Origin of the sequence: Caballeronia sp. ATUFL_F1_KS4A (assembly GCF_023630905.1) — a bacterium.
Lineage (GTDB): Bacteria > Pseudomonadota > Gammaproteobacteria > Burkholderiales > Burkholderiaceae > Caballeronia > Caballeronia zhejiangensis.
The window spans coordinates 483,776-500,498 of sequence record NZ_JALQEB010000029.1 but is presented as its reverse complement, the minus strand read 5'-3'; the positions used below and the strand labels follow the sequence as shown (position 1 = coordinate 500,498).

Here is a 16,723-nt window from a genome sequence, read left to right as displayed (position 1 = left end):
GTGGTCGAGGTTGATCGGAGTGCTGGCGCGATTCAGGCTGCGCCGGGCGTGAAGTTCATCGCGACGCCGTTCATGCAGTAGCGCAGGCCCGTCGGCTTCGGACCGTCGTCGAAGACGTGGCCCAGATGACCGCCGCAGCGCCGGCAATGCACTTCGGTACGCACGACGCCGAACGAGCCGTCGATGCGCGTCGCGACCGCATGATCGAGCGGCGCCCAGAAACTCGGCCAGCCGGTATGACTGTCGAACTTGGTGCGCGAGGAGAACACCGCCAGCTTGCAACCCGCGCAACTGAACGTGCCCGCGCGATGCTCGTCGTTGAGCGGGCTCGTATAAGGGCGTTCGGTGCCTTCGCGGCGTAATACGTCGAATTGCACCGGATCGAGTAGACGATGCCATTCATCGTCGCTATGGACGATTTCGAAGCTTTCCTGCGTCTTCGGATCGGCCGCGAGCGCGCGAAAGCGTCCGCCCAGTGCGAACGCTGCGGCGGCGGCCGCGGTGCCTGTGAGGAGAAAGCGGCGTCGGGTTTGCATGATGCGTGCCTCGGGTTCGAGTGGTGTAGCGGCATCGTATTCGCGCGCGCATCCCCGAGTCCTCACCGAAAGTTAAATTAAATGTGATACTTGGCCGCGCGCTTTTCTGCACAATGGCACAGACGCTCGTCCATTGTTCTGCGGATTGGGCGCGCGTGTTTTTCTCTGCCGATAACATTCCTCATGGATCATCCGAAACGCATTCTGATCGTCGAAGACGACATGCATATCGCCGATGTGCTGAGTCTCAACCTGCGCGACGAACGCTACGAAGTCGTGCATAGCGCCGATGGCGCCGAAGGGCTGCGCCTGCTCGAACAGGGCGGATGGGATGCGCTGATTCTGGATCTGATGCTGCCCGGCGTCGACGGCCTCGAAATCTGCCGGCGTGCGCGCGCGATGACACGCTATACGCCGATCATCATCACGAGCGCGCGTTCGAGCGAGGTGCATCGCATTCTCGGCCTCGAACTCGGCGCGGACGACTATCTTGCGAAGCCGTTCTCGGTGCTCGAACTCGTCGCGCGCGTGAAGGCGCTGCTGCGCCGCGTCGATGCGGTCGCGAAGGACTCGCGGCTGGAGAAGGGGCGCATCGAAGTGGCGGGCATCGCGATCGATCCGCTCGCGCGCGAAGCATGGGTGGATGGCGCGCTCATCGAACTCACGCCGCGCGAGTTCGATCTGCTTTATCACTTCGCGCGTCATCCGGGCAAGGTGTTCTCGCGCATGGACCTGCTCAATGCGGTGTGGGGTTATCGGCATGAAGGTTATGAGCACACGGTCAATACGCATATCAATCGTTTGCGCGCGAAAGTAGAGAAAGATGCAGCCGATCCGAAGCGCATTCTCACGGTATGGGGCCACGGCTATAAGCTCGCGGCGCAATCGCCTGACGGCAAGGATGGCGCGTCGTGAAGCTCACCTTGTCGCAACGGCTCTTCGCGGTGTTCTGCGTGCTGTTGCTCGCGTGCTGCGGCGCATCGGCGTGGCTGCAGATTCGCGCGAGCGATCTGCGCGAGAAGGAAGTCATTCAGAGTCTTTCGCGCGGGCTTGCGGCGCATATCGCGCGTGACGGCGCGCTCGCCGATGCCAACGACATCGATGCGCCCGCCGTGCGCCGGCTCTTCAGTCAGTTGATGGTGGTGAACCCGAGCGTCGAAGTCTATCTGCTCGATAACACGGGGCGCGTGCGTGCCGACGATGCGCCGCCCGGACATCTCAAGCGCGATCATGTCGATCTCGCGCCGGTGCGGCAGTTCCTCGACGGCGCCGTGTTGCCGATTCTCGGTGACGATCCGCGCAGCGAGGGCAAGCGCAAAGTCTTCAGCGCAGCGCCGCTCGCCGCGCCCGGCAAGCCGCCGTTCGGCTATGTCTATGTCGTGCTGCTCGGCGAGGAGCACGATGCGCTGGCTGCGAAGGCATCGGCGAGCGCGGTGTTGCGCACCACGCTCGCGTCGATGGGCCTCGTCACATTGCTCGGGCTCGTCGCGGGCCTCGTTGCATTCGGGCTCGTTACGCGGCCGCTGCGCCGCCTCACCGAAGCAATGCGCAAGTTCGACGCGCGTGGCGCGCCAGCAGAACCGCCGGCGCTCGCGCGCATCGACACGCCCGATGCGCGGGCGAACGAACGCGACGAGATCGTCGTGCTCGAAAGCGCGTTCGCGCAGATGGCGGAACGCATCGGCGAGCAGTGGCGCGCGCTGGGTCAGCAGGATCGCGAGCGTCGCGAGATGGTCGCGAACATCTCGCACGATTTGCGCACGCCGCTGTCATCGCTGCATGGTTATCTCGAGACGCTGTCGCTCAAGTCCGACACGCTGCCGGATACCGATCGGCGTCGTTATCTGTCGATCGCGCTTGCACAGAGCGCGAAGGTGGGTCATCTCGCGCAGTCATTGTTCGAACTGGCGAAACTCGAACACGGCATGGTCGCGCCCGAAGCCGAGGCGTTCTCTCTCGCCGATCTGGTGCAGGACGTATTCGAAAAGTTCGAACTGCCCGCGCAATCGCGAGGCGTGCGCCTGAATGCCAAGATCGCGCCACGCTTGCCGAACGTAACGGCGGACCTCGGCATGATCGAGCGCGTGTTCACGAATCTGCTCGATAACGCGATCCGTCATACGCCTGCGCAAGGCGTCGTCGACGTGACACTTGCGCTTGCGCGCGAACGATCTGACAGAGTGGAAGTCACGATCAGCGATACGGGTACGGGCATTCCGCCGGAAATGCGCAAGGCGCTCTTCATGCGTCCGTTCGCTTCGGGCGGCGCGCATCGCGGCGGGCTAGGGCTGCTCATCGTACAACGCATGCTGCAATTGCACGGCAGCCAGATTCGCCTGATCGATTCGAAAGACACGGGCACCACGTTTCACTTCGATCTGCCCGTCGCCATTACGCAGACCGGCAATGGCGCGCCGCAAGTGCGCGGAGGGCGCGGTTAAAAAGAAGCCCGGCATTTCTGCCGGGCTGAATGGGATGGTCGTCGCCTGCGCCTGATCGCGCTGTTGGATTGCGCGTGCGGCGTTGCCCGGCCTGACCATCCGCGTGGACGTTTTCGTGAAAACCGATACGAAGCAAATTGCAAGGGGCACTATCTTGCCCGCGTTTGATGACGTTTTAGTCTCTCAGACTTAAACCAATCTTAAGAAGTGTGCCGCGTGTGAAGTGCGCGCCGAGCGGAGCCGGTGAAACGGCGCGTAATCTGCGTGGCGTCTTTGCTTAAGCAAGTTATATGGTTTCTTTAGAGGCTCCTCTTCATTGCATTGCGAATTGATCGGCCGATATGGCCGCAGGCGACGATGGAAAAAAATGCCGAACGACAGCCGCGCGAAAGCGCGGAACGTTCTTTCATGTGGAATCTTTCCTTGGTTTCCTGCAATATGTTTGCTAGCATGTAATCGAGTCGCAGCCGCCGCGCATGGTTGCTGGTCGAAAGTTACGGCGCTGTGGCGTGGCAATCAATAAGACCCGCCGAGGTCAATATTAAGCGAAAGCGCACACAAGTCGCGCCGAGTCGCTCGTGTCAGAAGGTTCCCGCGAGTCCCACTGCTGCATCATGCAGCGGTGCGGATTCGTGCGCAATGCTATAGGTGCATTGTGAAAGGTCTAATAAGCATAGACGTTTATCGCATTTCGTGTTCTTCGCTATATGAGTTCTTTCTTTCAGCGTGGGAAATAGAAACATGCGAATTATTAAAACGTGCTCAACTGAATCTTCATAGACAGGTTTCTTCGACCTGGCCGCATTGCATGACGCTTTCGGCGATGCGCGCAAGGCGATTTGGCGCAATGGCGAGCGTTGCGCATATCTTCTGGCGTTGCAGGTGATTTTCCAGGCAACCGCATGCCGTCTTCGAAATCCGAATGACGGTGGAATGTCACACTCATACGATCCGCGCACCTTGCGGGAGGAAACGTGGAAACGGAACTCAGTCAACGGCTTGCGAAAGTGTTATGGCGGTGTGCATCGCACGGACAAGTGCTGACTTATCAGCGCTTTCATGCGCTATGCGACAAGGGGGTGCCACTGCCGCAGCGTTATGCCGCGCTCGAATCCGCAATCAAGGCACTCGGGGATGTGCACGACATCGACTACGGCGTGCTCATGGCGCTCGACAGCGGCTTGCCCGGCGCCGAGTTTTTCCAGCGCTACCTGCGTCATCGTCACGGTGAATACGTGATGCAGATGGGTGACCCGAAATATCATCGACAGACGCTTGCACGCAAGCGCACGCTCGTCGCGCGCGAACGCGATCGCGTGTATGCACACGCCCGGATGGTCGAGGAGGAGCGGGCGAGACAGGCGGCATGATTTCGCCTCACGCTTCGACTTCTTTCGCGTCTTCGAGGCCAGCCTTCGCCAGCACCCAGTCGCAGAAACATTTCACTTTTTCGACATCACGTTCGTTGGCGCGATAAGAGAGAAAGTGCGTCTCCCTTGCGAGCGGCGCGAACACACCCGCGCCCAACTCGATCAGATCGCCGCGCGCAAGCTCGCGCTCGGCGAGGCGCGTCGTTTCCAGCGCGACGCCCATGCCATCCACCGCCGCGGATATCGCGAGCGCCGCACGGTCGAACGAAGGCCGCGGCCCGCGTGGCATGTCGAGCCCATTGAGCTCGAACCAGCCGGGCCACGTCACACGGCTGAGTTGCGAGTCGATCAGCGTCATCCTCGCAATGTGCTCCGGCGCTGGCACGCCTTCCTGCAACAAGGACGGAGAACACATCGGGATGATGCGCTCCGTGCCCAGTGCGCGCGAGACGACACCGGCACGTTCGTGTGCGAAGCCATATGAAATGGCAACGTCGACTTCGCGCGCGCGTGCGAGATCGGCGGGCTCAGCGTCCGACGACAGACGTATCGTCACGTTCGGATGGGCCTGCATGAATTCGGGCAGACGCGGCCCGAGCCATTTCACGGCGAAGCTCGGCGCGCAATGAACGGCGAGCACTTGCGCGAGCGGATCGAGCGTGACTTCGGCGCATGCGGCTTCGATGACATCGAACACGCGTCCGAGACTTTCATGCAGGCGACGGCCTTCGGACGTCGTCTCCACGCGCCGGTTGCGCCGATGAAAGAGCGGCCTGCCGAAATACTGCTCGAGTTCCTTGACCTGATGACTGATCGCCGATTGCGTAAGATGAAGCTCGCTTGCGGCAAGCGTGAAGCTTCCCAGACGCGCGGCTGCTTCGAATGCGCGCAGGAGTACGAAGTTCGGAATGCGCCTCATGGAAATACCTTATGCATGAGAGCCTGTCATGGATGGATGAACAGGCATCGTTTGTCTTTCTGGTTTGAGGTGACGAACATGTGAGCGATCCAGACGCATGACATAACCAGGAGACAAAGCATGAGTTCCCACAGTCCGGTTGCGTATCTGACAGGCGATGAATCGTCGACGTATGCGAAGGTGACATGGCGTCTGCTGCCATTTCTCTTCGTGTGCTATTTGTGCGCGTATCTCGATCGCATCAACGTGAGCTTCGCGAAGTTGCAGATGCTCAACGATCTGCATTTCAGCGACGCCGTCTACGGTGCGGGCGCGGGCGTGTTTTTCGTCGGCTATCTGCTGTTCGAGGTGCCGAGCAATCTCATTCTGTTGCGCGTGGGCGCACGTCGCTGGATCGCGCGCATCATGGTGACGTGGGGCGTGATCTCTGCCGGCATGATGTTCGTCACGACGCCGACGAGCTTCTACATCATGCGCTTCATGCTCGGCGTGGCCGAAGCAGGCTTCATTCCGGCGATCCTGCTGTATCTCACGTACTGGTTTCCCGCTTCGCGCCGAAGCAAAGTAACCGCGCTCTTCATGACGGGCATTCCGATGTCCGGCGTCGTTGGCGGGCCGCTGTCCGGCTGGATCATGACGCATATGGGCGGCGCGCACGGCATCGCGGGATGGCAATGGCTCTTCCTGCTCGAAGGCCTTCCGACGGCCGTTCTGGGCGTGGTCGCGTACTTCTATCTCGACGACAAGGTCGCCGATGCGAAGTGGCTCAACGACTCGCAAAAAGCAATGCTCGAAGCCAATCTGCGCGACGAAGAGCCGGCGCATGCGCTGCATTCGGTAAAGGATGGATTGTTGCATCCGAAAGTACTGCTGCTGTCCGTGACGTACTTTTTCTTCACGATGGGGCTCTACGGCGTGAGCTTTTGGCTGCCGACGCTCGTCAAGGCGAGCGGCGTGACCGATCCGCTCGATATCGGCCTGCTCTCGGCGATTCCCTATGCAGCGGGCGCCATTGCAATGCTCGCGGTCGGCCATAGCTCGGACAAGCGTGGCGAGCGACGCTGGCATCTTGCGGGCGCGGGTTTCGTCGGCGCGCTCGGCCTTTTTATGAGCGTGATGTACGCGCACTCCACGTTCTTCGGCATGATCGGTCTCACGCTCGCGACGATGGGCGTAGTCACGACCATCTCGCAGTTCTGGGTTCTGCCGCCCGCGATTCTCAGCGGCGGCGCTGCGGCCGCGGGCCTTGCGCTTGCGAATTCCGTGGGCAGCATCTCGGGCGTCGTGAGTCCCTGGCTCATCGGCGTGATCCAGACGCAGTCGGGTTCGACGGGCAGCGGCGTGCTCGGTCTCGCGGCGAGTTGCGTGATCGGCAGCCTGCTCGTGTTCGCGGTGCCCGCCGCGCTCGTGAACAGCCGCCGTCGCAGCGACTGACTCGCGCACGCCAAGCGAAACGGCCCCTTGAAACAGGGGCTTTCGCCGTCGATGCAACTCGCAACCCGTGCGTGAGATCACGTTGCTTCCGATTCCCGTTCGCGTTGCTCGCTCAGCACGACGCCGAGCCGTTCGACGAGGTTTCTTCGCGCGTTGGCGGTATGCAGATCGGTAAGTTCGGCGGCACGGTGGCCGTTGCCTTCCGCGATGGCCGCCGCGATGGCAGCATGTTCGTCCCAGATCGATTTGCGTTGTCCCGATGCCTGCAGCACGGCGCCCATCACGCGGCGCAGATGAACCCAGTGCGTCTGCGCGGTCTCGGCGATCAACGGATTGCCCGATGCCACGTAGATCGCGTTATGAAAGGCCATGTCGGCATCGATCATCGCCTTGACATCGTCGCTCTTCGACGCGCGCCTGCCATTGGTGATGATCGCCTTGTCGATCTTCGCGCCGCGTTCGGCGGCGAGACGCGCAGCGAGCGAATCCAGCGCGCCGCGAATCTCATAGAGATGACTGATCCATGCGGGGTCGAGCGGCGTGACGAGGAGACCGCGTCCGGGCGCATCGACGACAAGACCGTCTTTCTTCAGCAGACGCAGCGCCTGCAGGACGGGTGAGCGCGAAACCGCAAGCTGTTCGGCGATCTCTTCCTGCGTGATGCGCGTGCCGGGCGCGAGCGAACCCGAACTGATGGCGTCGAGCAGAACTTTGTAGACCTCGTCGACATAGTCGGTGCGGGCCTGGAGCTTGAGAAGTTTGGCGGGCATGATTCGAGCGTAAGTTCTGGATACAGAATACGGCAAGGGTACAGCGGGCCGGCCTTACGCGTCAACGCAACGTTATCGCGTGCCTGTTTTCATTCACGTTTACCCATAGAGACAACGCCGATCCACATCGCTAATCTTTGTATACAGAGTTCGGAGTTCGGAAGGCAGAATTCAGGTCTCAGGCATCGATCGATTCAACCCCACTCGAAACAGGATTTCCCATGACCATCAAATCGGACAAGCTGGAAGGGCATCAGAGCAGCGGCGGCGCGGCCGCGACAGTCAAGAAGCTCGTGCCCTACGGCGGTTACTACGTGAACAAGGTGCCGGGCCACGATCCGGAACTGACGGAGACGGGCCCCGGGACGCCGATGGGTGAATACATGCGCGCCTTCTGGCATCCGGTCTGCATGTCGATGGAGCTGACCGACACGCCGCGCTTTCTGAAGATCCTCAACGAAGAACTGGTGGCATTCCGCGACGGCAGCGGGCGTGTGGGTCTGCTGCACGCGCATTGCGCGCATCGCGGCGCATCGCTCGAATACGGCGCGATTCAAGAGCGCGGCATCATGTGCTGTTATCACGGCATGGTGTTCGACGTGGACGGCGCGTGCCTGCATGTGCCGTTTCCGAAGGGCGAAGAGAAAGAGGCCGAAAAGTACGCGTGTTCCATTCGGCAGGGTGCGTATAAGGCAGTCGAGCGTCACGGTCTCGTGTTCGCTTACATGGGACCGCCGGAAAACGAGCCGCCGTTTCCGGAGTGGGAAGGCGACTACACCGTGATGCCCGGCGACGAACTCGTGCCCTACAGCAACTTCCAGCATTGCAACTGGTTGCAGGTTCAGGACAACGCCGCCGATAACTTTCATCCGACCGCATTGCATGCCGCGAAGAACGTGGTGAAAGGGCAGTTCCAGGGCACGACGTTCGACGAAGTCGGCGCAGCGTCGATGGAAGTCGCGCCCGACATGCATTTTCAGCCGGTCCAACAAGGCCGCAGTCTGGCGTGCGCGGGCGCGCGCCGCGTGAACAAGGACCGCTTGTTCGTGCGCGTGCAGCATCAAGTGCTGCCAAATCTGAGCCTGCATGCCTATACATCGGAAGATGGTTCGAAGAAGAAGCTCTTCAGCCGCTTTCATATCATCCGATGGACGGTTCCGGTCGACGACCAAAACAGCAAGATGATCGGCTGGCGCGTCATGGGCCCCGGCATCGATACGCGCGGTATCGGCAAGAAGGAACTGGTGGGCTATGAGTCGATCGACTTCCTCGACGGCCAGGTCGCGATGCGTCGTCCCGAGCGCTTCGCCGAATACACGATCGAGGACATCGTGCCGATTCCGCCCAATCATCGTGAGCGTGCGAACTACAAGCAGGCGCAATACGCGCCCGGCGACTACGAAGCCATCATCAGCCAACGGCCAATCGCGGTGCATGCGCTCGAGAATCCGACGAAGTTCGACGCGGGCCTGTTCCTGTTCCGCAAGATGCTGCGCGACGCGTTGCGCGGTTCGAATCCGGCCGCGTCGGCGCAAAACTTCGCGGAATGGTTTCGTGAGAACGCGGGCGCGCCGAATAGCTTCTGCTCGGGCAATGTGTTCGAGATCCCCGAAGGCGAAACCGTCGAAGAAGAAGTCGTGCGCCGTCGCAAGGTGACGAGGCAGATCGTTGCGATCCTTGCGGAAAGCGAAAAGCTGAAGGGTGATGCACGTACCGCATTCGTACGCGAACGCTTCGAGGAACTCGAACTCGCGATGAAGCAATAAGCCGGCCGACGCGAGGGCGCATGGCGCGCTCGCGATGCGGGATCATCGATTCGAGGAAGTCGACCATGTCAACACAATCCATCTCGACCGACGCGCAGAGTCAGACCTTGAATCTGCTCGTGCGTCAGGTCCGCTTCGAAGGCCGAGGCATCAATTCATACGAACTCATCGATCCCGACGGTGCGCCATTGCCGCCTTTCACGGCGGGCGCGCATATCGACATTCATCTCGAGGGCGGCGTCGTGCGGCAGTATTCGATCAGCAATGCGCCACGCGAGCGGCATCGCTATGTGATCGCCGTATTGCGCGATGAACGCGGGCGCGGCGGTTCGAAGGCGCTTCACGAGCAATTGCGCGTGCAGGACATCGTGCGTGTAAGCCGGCCGCGCAATAACTTTCATCTCGTCGACGGCGCGCGCCGCGTGTTGCTGATCGCGGGCGGGATAGGCATCACACCATTGAAGGCGATGGCGCATGAACTCGACGATGCCGGTATCGAATACGAAATGCATTACTGCGCGAAAGATGCGGGCAGCGCAGCGTTCGCCGAGGAATTCGAGCTCATGCGCGCAAGCGGGCGTCTGCATTTTCATTTCGATGGCGGCGATCCATCGGCGGGCCTCGATATCGGGGACTTGCTGAATGCGCCCGGCGAAGGCGAGCACGTCTATTACTGCGGTCCAGGCGGCTTCATGCAAGCGTGCGCGGATGCGGCGCGGCACTGGCCGTCCGGAACGGTGCATTTCGAGCACTTCAAGGCACCTGAGCGCAACGCTGGCGAGCAGGCCGCCAACGATGCGAACGACAGCTTCATCGTGCGTATCGCGAGCACAGGACAGGAAATCGAAGTGACGAAGGACGAGAGCATTGCCGATGCACTGGCGGGAGCGGGCGTGTTCATCGAGACATCATGCTGCGCGGGCTTGTGCGGTACGTGCAAGGTGCGTTATCTCGAAGGAGACGTCGAGCACAACGACTGCATCATGAGCGAAGAAGAAAAGACCGACTTTCTGACCGCGTGCGTGTCGCGTGCGACGAGCAAGGTACTCGTATTGGATCTCTGATAGAGAATCGATCTTCCAAAAAGTCATATAGGCAGGCGAGGTGACTCGTCTGCGGCCAATCTGACGTTATGCCGACGAACCTTGCATAAAGAAATGAGCGGTAGCTCACACAAGCTATGTCTTATGCGCCAATAGGTAGCTCATTCGCACCTATTCGCCGGTGCAAGCCGTGTTACGAAGAGGACGCTTAATATAATCGTCTCAATACCTCGCGATCCCGTATTCGGCGGGACGTTGACGGCCAGGCATTGCAAGAACGGGACGACGAGTCATCGATCCTTGCGCGCCACCAAAGACGAGGACGAGATCGATATGAGACCGGTTGTATTCGGGAACCGATTTGGATGGCTGCACGCCGGAAGCGGCACGCGCGGCGTAGTGCTCTGCAATACCTATGGGCACGAATACGTGTGGACATATAGCGGCATGCGGCATCTCGCCGAAGCGCTGTCCGCGCGAGGCATATGGGTGCTGCGTTTCGACTATCGAGGCACGGGCGACTCGGCGGGCGCCGATCTCGCACCGGATCAATTCCAATCGTCGGTCGATGACGTCGACGCGGCCATCGAATGGCTGAAGACATCGACAGGCATAGAGCACGTCACGTTATGCGGCTTTCGCGTGGGCGCCGCGTTCGCGCTCGAGGCCGCATTGCGTCAACCGGTCGATGACCTCGTACTGCTCGCACCCGTTGCGAGTGGCCGCGTGTATATGCGCGAGTTGAGCATCGTGCGCAAGACATGGCTCGAACTGCTTGCACCGCCTTTGCGTGAGATGCAAAAGGACGACGCGCGGCTCAACGTCCTCGGCCAGGTTTATAGCGATGAATTCAAAGGCTCATTGCAGGCGATCGATCTCGTCGCGAGCGTAAGAGACGCTGCGGCGGCACCAGCGCGTCGCGCGTTGGTCATGAATATGAAGGCGGGCGGCACGGATCCATTGTGCGACGCGCTCATCGAAAAGGGCGTGGAAGCACAGGCGCGTCCGTTCGAAGATCTCACTGGCTTTCTTCAGGAAACTGCATTCAACGCATTGCCGCGCGCAGCGTTCGCCCAAGTCGTGGAATGGATCGCTGGCAAGGATTCATCAAACAGGCAAGCGCCGTCGTCGGCCGATGCCGTTGACTGGTCCGCTCTAAAGATAGACACACCCGAAGCTATCGAACGCCCAGTACGCATCGGCGACGAAAAGCTTTTCGGCATTTTGTGCGAGCCGCGCACGGGGGCCGCGCGAGGTCCGGTGTTTCTCATTGCGAATACATCGGCGAGTGCGCGCGTCGGCGACAGCCGGCTATCCGTTCGCATTGCACGCGAGCTTGCGCGGCGCGGCATTGCATCATTGCGTTTCGATGCGCGAGGCCGAGGCGACAGTCCGGCCGCGCCCGGCGCAGTGCAATCGGATACGGCGTTCGGCCGAATCTATAACCAGATCGCGACTGACGACACCGCGGCCGCCGCACGCTGGCTCGCGCGGCAGGGCTACAAGTCGATCTTTGCATTCGGCGTGTGCTCGGGCGCTTATCACGCGCTCAAGGCGGCGGTCGCCGAGAATGCGATCAACGGTGTCGTCACAGTCAATCTGCCGACGTTTAAAAGACCGGCGGACGTCGCGCCCGACGGCTTGCGTCAATCGACGCGCAATTCCATGGCGGGTTATGCATTCTCGATGCTCGATCCGCAGAAATGGAAAGCGATCCTGCGCGGCGAAAAGCAGTTGATGCGCGTATTGCGCTTCGTGCTCGGCTATATGGCGACGCGCGCGCGTTCGCGTATCGTCGATGTGTTGAGGCTCGACCGCCTGAGCAGCACGGCGCCGGAGCTCGCGACCGAACCGGGACCGATCATTCGTGCGCTCGATGCCAAAGGCGTAAAGACAGCGCTCGTCTATGGCGCGTACGATGCGGGCATGGATCTGATCGCCGCGCATTTCGGCAAGCAGGGCGCGCGACTGTCGCGCTATCCATCCGTGCGAATGGCGATCTTTTCGGACCTCGATCACGCCCTCTTCATGACGACCGGATCGGCGCATGTGGTTGCGGTGTGCGAACGTATCGCGAAGGAAAACACATCGCCCGTTGCAGATCCGGTCTTTTCAGGCAGAGAACCCGTCGTCTTGTGATTGAAGCGAGCTTGCTTCGGCGCGTCGGTCATGCGTCAGGCGAGCTCGCCGTGACTTGAGTATCCTTCGCTATTGGAACGTGCCCATATCGGGCAGCGTCCAGTGGGGAACTCATGTCGGCGGACTTCGTCCGGCACATGCGCGCCGCGAGATCCGCTCAACACAACGCACAGGAGTCTGGCGATGTCGATTGAAAAGGTTCTATACCGTGCACATGCTCATGTCACTGGCGGGCGCGACGGCCGCGCGACCGTGCCCGAAAGCAATCTGGATCTCAAGCTGACAACCCCGAAAGAACTCGGCGGCGGTGGTGGCGATGGCACCAATCCCGAGCAACTCTTCGCCGCAGGGTATAGCGCGTGCTTTATCGGCGCGATCAAATTCGTCGCCGCTCGCGACAAGATCACGCTGCCGAAAGATGTCGCGGTGGATGGCAGCGTGGGCATCGGTCAAATCCCGAACGGTTTCGGCATCGAGGTCGAATTGAAGATCTCGCTACCGGGAATGGATCGCAGCGAGGCACAGGCGCTTGTAGACAAGGCGCATATCGTCTGTCCTTATTCGAATGCAACGCGCAATAATATCGACGTCAAATTGACGCTGGCATAAGCATGTCGAATGTTCGGGGGCCTTTCTCCTGAACGCTCGAATGCACGCGGAGGAAGCGATGCTGACATCTGGAATCGATCACGTAGGTCTCACCGTGCGCAATCTCGACGCAACGCGTGACTTTTTCGTTCAATGTCTCGGCTGGCAGATCGTCGGCGAGCGGTCCGAGTATCCCGCCGTATTCGTATCGGACGGAAAGCTGCTGGTTACGTTATGGCAGGTGAAGGATGAATCGGCGCCTATAGCATTCGATCGGCGAAAGAATATCGGGCTTCATCATCTCGCATTACGCGCAACGGATGAAGCCGCACTCGCGACGATTCTCGAGCGCGTGTCGACATGGCCGGGAGTGGCAGTGGAATTCGCGCCGGAACTGCTAGGAGCCGGTCCAAAGCGCCACATGATGATTTACGAACCGGGCGGCATCAGGATCGAATTCGATTTCGATCCGCGTGTATAGATTGAAACTCCGGACCGCAAAGAAAACGGCGGAGTCGTGCACGAACTCCGCCGTTTGTGTGAATACAGTGTCAGGCAATCAGAAACGGTGTCCGATCTTTAACCGATGCGAGCCATGCGGGTGCGCGGCCACGACCGCTCCACGTTGCGCCGCTTTCCGGATCGCGATAGAGCGCGGGTTGAGGACCGCGCGGTTGTCCCTTTGCTTTGCGCTTGACAGCAGCGCGCGTTTTTCCTTTAGCCTTGGTTCCCTGCGCGCTTGCTCCAACCGCAAACTTGCTACGGTCCTTTGCATTGGCGATCCAGCCCGGCGCGCGTCCGCGGCCGCTCCAGGTCGCACCGGTCTTTGGATCCCGATAGGCGACTGCGCCGGGCTTCTTCGCGGAAGCCGAACTGCCCGCCTTCTTGCGTGAACCGGAATAGCTTTCGATGTCCGAGATGGTCAATCCATGGCTCGACATCAGGTGATGAATCTTTTGCAGCGCATTCTCGGATTGTTTTGCAACGAGCGCATCCGCTTTCGCTTGAAGTGCTTCGATACGCGCCTGAATACTTTCTAGCGTTGACATGAGTTACCTCTAATAGATCGTCGATCGCACTATGCCATGCACATCCGCAATGCGCTAGAGGAGATTCGTGTAAATGCGTAGCAGTGGAAAGTCTAGAATATCGCTCCAGGACGGTAAGTGGTGAGACGCACATTGCAAATCCAGATTTCACTCCGGTTCGAATAAGAAATGGAAGTTGCTTTAGACATTTTCTTATCCGTTCGTGCGCGTCTCCATGTTGCGAAACATCAATCGTCAATTGCAGTAAGCGCTGATTCAACTTCCGCGATAGGTGCCGAAACTCCAAGGCGAACAAAGCAGCGGGACGTGATAGTGCTGCGTCGCATCGGCGAGCGTGAAGCGAACCGGCACGACGTCCGCGAATACATCGGGCGTCTTGAAGTAATCGGCGACCCAGAAGCGCAACTCGAAATTCCCCGCTCGCGCTTGCGCCGCCGGCAGGATCGGCGAGTCGGTGCGTCCGTCGCGATTGGTGCGCGTGCGCGCGAGCAGCGTGGGCGGCTCGCTGCCGATATCGAACAATTCGATCTGCATCCCGGCGGCGGGTTTGCCGAGTGCGACGTCGAGTACGTGCGTGGTAATGCCTGCGGCCATGATGTTTTCTCCTGATCTCGCGTTCGAGTACTTTCCGGCTCAACTGCCGCGGTAGTAGTTGTAGCTCCACGGTCCGAACAGCACCGGCAAATGAATGCGCTGATTGACGTCCGTGATGCGAAAGCGCAGCGGGATCTTCGAGAGAAACATCGGCTGCGGAAGATCCGCCTTGCGTGCGGCGAAGTATTCGTCCACATGCAGCAACAACTCATAAGTCCCCGCGCGATAGGTATCGCCGATCAGGAGGGGAGGCTCGCTGCGTCCGCTTGCAGCCAGCGTGATCGTCTGAAGGAACTTCGAACGCCCGTCGTCGATCGCAAACAGCTCGACGCGCATACCCGAAGCGGGCGTGCCATGCCATGTGTCCAGGCCGTGCATCGTGAGGCGTGGGCTCAGGCCATCCTGTTGCACCGGGCCGGTCGTCTGATTCGGCGCAGGTGCATCGGCGGACAGCGCCGTCTTCGCGATCAGCATGCTGCCGCCAAGCGCCACGGATTGCAGAGCAAAGCGACGGCGACTCACGTCGAACGCAGGGGATGATGTGTTCTTGTCGCGCATGTCAGGCCTCTTGTTTGTTGCCGAGCTTGCGGATGCCGACGATCACGAGCACCGCGGCCAGCACTTCGATTACGGCCACGACGTACAGGCCGGTCGTCACCTTGCCCGTCGCGTTCTTGATGAGTCCCATCACATAGGGCGCGCCGAAGCCCGCGAGATTGGAGACGGAATTGATGAGCGCCACGCCAATTGCGGCCGCACTGCCAGCGAGATAGCGGTTGGGCAATTGCCAGAAAACGGGAATCGCGCTCATGGTGCCGATGAGCGATGCGGTCATCGCGAGCAGCGCGATCACCGGCGAGATCTTGTCGAAACCCATCAGCATCGCGAGCGCGGCCATCGATATGCCTCCGACGATTGCCGCACCGCTGAAGTGCCAGCGCACTTCATTGCTGCGATCCGAGTGCGCGCCGTTGATGATCATGCCCGCAGCACCGCACAAATAGGCGACCGCCGCGATCCAGCCGACCGCCATCGGCGTGCTGATGCCAACGTCCTTGATGACGGTGGGAATCCAGAAAGTGAGCGTCGAGTTCGCACACAGCAGGCAGAAGAAGATCGCGATCAGCAGCCACACCTTGCGGTTCTTGAAGAGCGAGCGCCAGTCGTGACCGCGTTCGCCCATCGCTGCGTTGTCGCGTTGCAGGGCATCGAGCACGACGCGCTTTTCATCATCGGAAAGCCAGCGCGCCTGCTCGGGCTTGTCGGTCATGTAGAAGTACGCGAACACACCGGCCAGCACCGACGGAATACCTTCGATGATGAAGAGCCACTGCCATCCGTGCATGCCGTGCACGCCGCCCATCGACGTCATGATCCAGCCGGCGAGAGGACCGCCGAGCACGCCCGCGATCGCAGAAGCCGACATGAACGTGCCGAAGGCGCGCGCACGCCGCTGCGACGGGTACCAGTAAGTGAGGTAAAGAATGACGCCCGGATAAAACCCTGCTTCGAATGCGCCGAGCAGGAAACGCAGGACATAGAACTGCGTGGGCGTGGTGACATGCGTTTGCAACATGCAGATGACGCCCCAGCATATCGTGATACGCATGATGGTCTTTTTCGCGCCGATCTTCTGCAGCAGCATGTTCGACGGCACTTCGAAGAGAAAGTAGCCGATGAAGAAGATGCCCGCGCCGAGACCGTATACGGCTTCGCTGAAATGCAGCGAGTCGAGCATCTGCAGCTTCGCGAAGCCGATGTTGACGCGATCCAGCCATGCGAGCACCCACAGCACGCCGAGGAACGGCAGCAGGCGCCATGAAACCTTGCGATAGACGCTTGCTTCGGCGCTTTCTACCGCGCTCGCGAAAACCGGCATCTCCTGTTTGATGAGCGACATGGTTTCTCCTTTCCAGTCGGTTTGCGTCGCGCGGACACGGCCGTGCGCTCGGTTGGAAGCAAGTATAGAAACGGCCAAAAAATCGGGAACGGGGGACGAGCCAATAGGCCCCATAGCAACATGTATATGGGTTCGAAAGCCTTGTGCGATAGGGCTTTGCACGGTTTTTCGCCG

The 16,723-nt window shown here is 60.3% G+C and carries 16 protein-coding genes; 9 read left to right on the top strand and 7 right to left on the bottom strand.

The features are described from left to right. Nucleotides 1-32: 32 nt before the first annotated feature. On the bottom strand, nt 33-536 hold the full coding sequence (msrB, locus tag NCS03_RS17535) for a peptide-methionine (R)-S-oxide reductase MsrB (RefSeq protein WP_008353296.1): 504 nt from the start codon (nt 534-536) through the stop codon (nt 33-35). 183 nt (nt 537-719) lie between these two features. Between msrB and NCS03_RS17530 the strand changes: the two genes are divergently transcribed. From NCS03_RS17530 to NCS03_RS17520, 3 genes are all read left to right on the top strand, one after another. After that, nucleotides 720-1,451 carry a response regulator transcription factor gene (locus tag NCS03_RS17530; RefSeq protein ID WP_250529480.1) on the top strand — a complete coding sequence of 244 codons (732 nt, stop codon included), beginning with the start codon at nt 720-722 and terminating at the stop codon, nt 1,449-1,451. Further along, nucleotides 1,448-2,977 carry a sensor histidine kinase gene (locus NCS03_RS17525; protein ID WP_250529479.1) on the top strand — a complete coding sequence of 510 codons (1,530 nt, stop codon included), beginning with the start codon at nt 1,448-1,450 and terminating at the stop codon, nt 2,975-2,977. Before NCS03_RS17530 ends, NCS03_RS17525 begins: the two co-directional genes overlap by 4 nt. Nucleotides 2,978-4,014: 1,037 nt before the next feature. Continuing rightward, nucleotides 4,015-4,347 carry a hypothetical protein gene (locus NCS03_RS17520; protein WP_008353299.1) on the top strand — a complete coding sequence of 111 codons (333 nt, stop codon included), beginning with the start codon at nt 4,015-4,017 and terminating at the stop codon, nt 4,345-4,347. 7 nt (nt 4,348-4,354) lie between these two features. Here the strand turns inward: NCS03_RS17520 and NCS03_RS17515 are convergent, their stop codons facing one another. Further along, the gene (locus NCS03_RS17515) at nt 4,355-5,266 is read right to left on the bottom strand and encodes a LysR substrate-binding domain-containing protein (RefSeq protein ID WP_250529478.1); all 912 of its coding nucleotides are present in this window, start codon (nt 5,264-5,266) and stop codon (nt 4,355-4,357) included. 120 nt (nt 5,267-5,386) lie between these two features. Here NCS03_RS17515 and NCS03_RS17510 point away from each other — a divergent pair, with 120 nt between their 5' ends. Then, complete coding sequence (locus NCS03_RS17510; protein WP_175979360.1) at nt 5,387-6,700, top strand: MFS transporter; 1,314 nt, start codon at nt 5,387-5,389, stop codon at nt 6,698-6,700. A gap of 77 nt (nt 6,701-6,777) precedes the next feature. Here the strand turns inward: NCS03_RS17510 and NCS03_RS17505 are convergent, their stop codons facing one another. Continuing rightward, complete coding sequence (locus NCS03_RS17505; RefSeq protein WP_008353303.1) at nt 6,778-7,470, bottom strand: GntR family transcriptional regulator; 693 nt, start codon at nt 7,468-7,470, stop codon at nt 6,778-6,780. Between the two features lie 221 nt (nt 7,471-7,691). Here NCS03_RS17505 and NCS03_RS17500 point away from each other — a divergent pair, with 221 nt between their 5' ends. The 5 genes from NCS03_RS17500 (at nt 7,692) to NCS03_RS17480 (ending at nt 13,487) form a co-directional block, all read left to right on the top strand. Beyond that, on the top strand, nt 7,692-9,236 hold the full coding sequence (locus NCS03_RS17500) for a Rieske 2Fe-2S domain-containing protein (protein ID WP_250529477.1): 1,545 nt from the start codon (nt 7,692-7,694) through the stop codon (nt 9,234-9,236). Nucleotides 9,237-9,301: 65 nt separating this feature from the next. After that, the gene (locus tag NCS03_RS17495) at nt 9,302-10,300 is read left to right on the top strand and encodes a PDR/VanB family oxidoreductase (RefSeq protein ID WP_250529476.1); all 999 of its coding nucleotides are present in this window, start codon (nt 9,302-9,304) and stop codon (nt 10,298-10,300) included. 312 nt (nt 10,301-10,612) lie between these two features. Continuing rightward, complete coding sequence (locus NCS03_RS17490) at nt 10,613-12,418, top strand: alpha/beta fold hydrolase (RefSeq protein ID WP_239294403.1); 1,806 nt, start codon at nt 10,613-10,615, stop codon at nt 12,416-12,418. 183 nt (nt 12,419-12,601) lie between these two features. Continuing rightward, nucleotides 12,602-13,027, top strand: coding sequence for an organic hydroperoxide resistance protein (locus tag NCS03_RS17485; RefSeq protein WP_008353310.1), 426 nt, complete (start codon nt 12,602-12,604; stop codon nt 13,025-13,027). A 58-nt stretch (nt 13,028-13,085) separates the two neighbouring features. After that, nucleotides 13,086-13,487 (top strand): VOC family protein, encoded by a 402-nt coding sequence (locus NCS03_RS17480; protein WP_033536174.1) that lies wholly within the window; start codon nt 13,086-13,088, stop codon nt 13,485-13,487. Between the two features lie 70 nt (nt 13,488-13,557). Here the strand turns inward: NCS03_RS17480 and NCS03_RS17475 are convergent, their stop codons facing one another. From NCS03_RS17475 to NCS03_RS17460, 4 genes are all read right to left on the bottom strand, one after another. After that, nucleotides 13,558-14,055 carry an H-NS family nucleoid-associated regulatory protein gene (locus tag NCS03_RS17475; RefSeq protein ID WP_008353314.1) on the bottom strand — a complete coding sequence of 166 codons (498 nt, stop codon included), beginning with the start codon at nt 14,053-14,055 and terminating at the stop codon, nt 13,558-13,560. Nucleotides 14,056-14,310: 255 nt separating this feature from the next. Then, nucleotides 14,311-14,649, bottom strand: coding sequence for a hydroxyisourate hydrolase (uraH, locus tag NCS03_RS17470; protein ID WP_008353315.1), 339 nt, complete (start codon nt 14,647-14,649; stop codon nt 14,311-14,313). Nucleotides 14,650-14,688: 39 nt separating this feature from the next. Beyond that, a complete protein-coding gene (locus NCS03_RS17465; protein WP_175979356.1) occupies nt 14,689-15,207 on the bottom strand; it encodes a hydroxyisourate hydrolase in 519 nt (172 codons plus the stop codon). A 1-nt stretch (nt 15,208) separates the two neighbouring features. Further along, nucleotides 15,209-16,549, bottom strand: a complete 1,341-nt coding sequence (locus NCS03_RS17460; protein WP_250521686.1) for an MFS transporter — start codon at nt 16,547-16,549, stop codon at nt 15,209-15,211. Nucleotides 16,550-16,723: the final 174 nt, after the last annotated feature.

What these genes read in the sequence shown, in the direction of transcription:
- msrB (WP_008353296.1), bottom strand. Translation starts at nt 536, where the DNA reads ATGCAAACCCGACGCCGCTTTCTCCTCACAGGCACCGCGGCCGCCGCC.
- NCS03_RS17530 (WP_250529480.1), top strand. Translation starts at nt 720, where the DNA reads ATGGATCATCCGAAACGCATTCTGATCGTCGAAGACGACATGCATATC.
- NCS03_RS17515 (WP_250529478.1), bottom strand. Translation starts at nt 5,266, where the DNA reads ATGAGGCGCATTCCGAACTTCGTACTCCTGCGCGCATTCGAAGCAGCC.
- NCS03_RS17510 (WP_175979360.1), top strand. Translation starts at nt 5,387, where the DNA reads ATGAGTTCCCACAGTCCGGTTGCGTATCTGACAGGCGATGAATCGTCG.
- NCS03_RS17505 (WP_008353303.1), bottom strand. Translation starts at nt 7,470, where the DNA reads ATGCCCGCCAAACTTCTCAAGCTCCAGGCCCGCACCGACTATGTCGAC.
- NCS03_RS17500 (WP_250529477.1), top strand. Translation starts at nt 7,692, where the DNA reads ATGACCATCAAATCGGACAAGCTGGAAGGGCATCAGAGCAGCGGCGGC.
- NCS03_RS17495 (WP_250529476.1), top strand. Translation starts at nt 9,302, where the DNA reads ATGTCAACACAATCCATCTCGACCGACGCGCAGAGTCAGACCTTGAAT.
- NCS03_RS17490 (WP_239294403.1), top strand. Translation starts at nt 10,613, where the DNA reads ATGAGACCGGTTGTATTCGGGAACCGATTTGGATGGCTGCACGCCGGA.
- NCS03_RS17485 (WP_008353310.1), top strand. Translation starts at nt 12,602, where the DNA reads ATGTCGATTGAAAAGGTTCTATACCGTGCACATGCTCATGTCACTGGC.
- NCS03_RS17480 (WP_033536174.1), top strand. Translation starts at nt 13,086, where the DNA reads ATGCTGACATCTGGAATCGATCACGTAGGTCTCACCGTGCGCAATCTC.
- NCS03_RS17475 (WP_008353314.1), bottom strand. Translation starts at nt 14,055, where the DNA reads ATGTCAACGCTAGAAAGTATTCAGGCGCGTATCGAAGCACTTCAAGCG.
- uraH (WP_008353315.1), bottom strand. Translation starts at nt 14,649, where the DNA reads ATGGCCGCAGGCATTACCACGCACGTACTCGACGTCGCACTCGGCAAA.
- NCS03_RS17465 (WP_175979356.1), bottom strand. Translation starts at nt 15,207, where the DNA reads ATGCGCGACAAGAACACATCATCCCCTGCGTTCGACGTGAGTCGCCGT.
- NCS03_RS17460 (WP_250521686.1), bottom strand. Translation starts at nt 16,549, where the DNA reads ATGTCGCTCATCAAACAGGAGATGCCGGTTTTCGCGAGCGCGGTAGAA.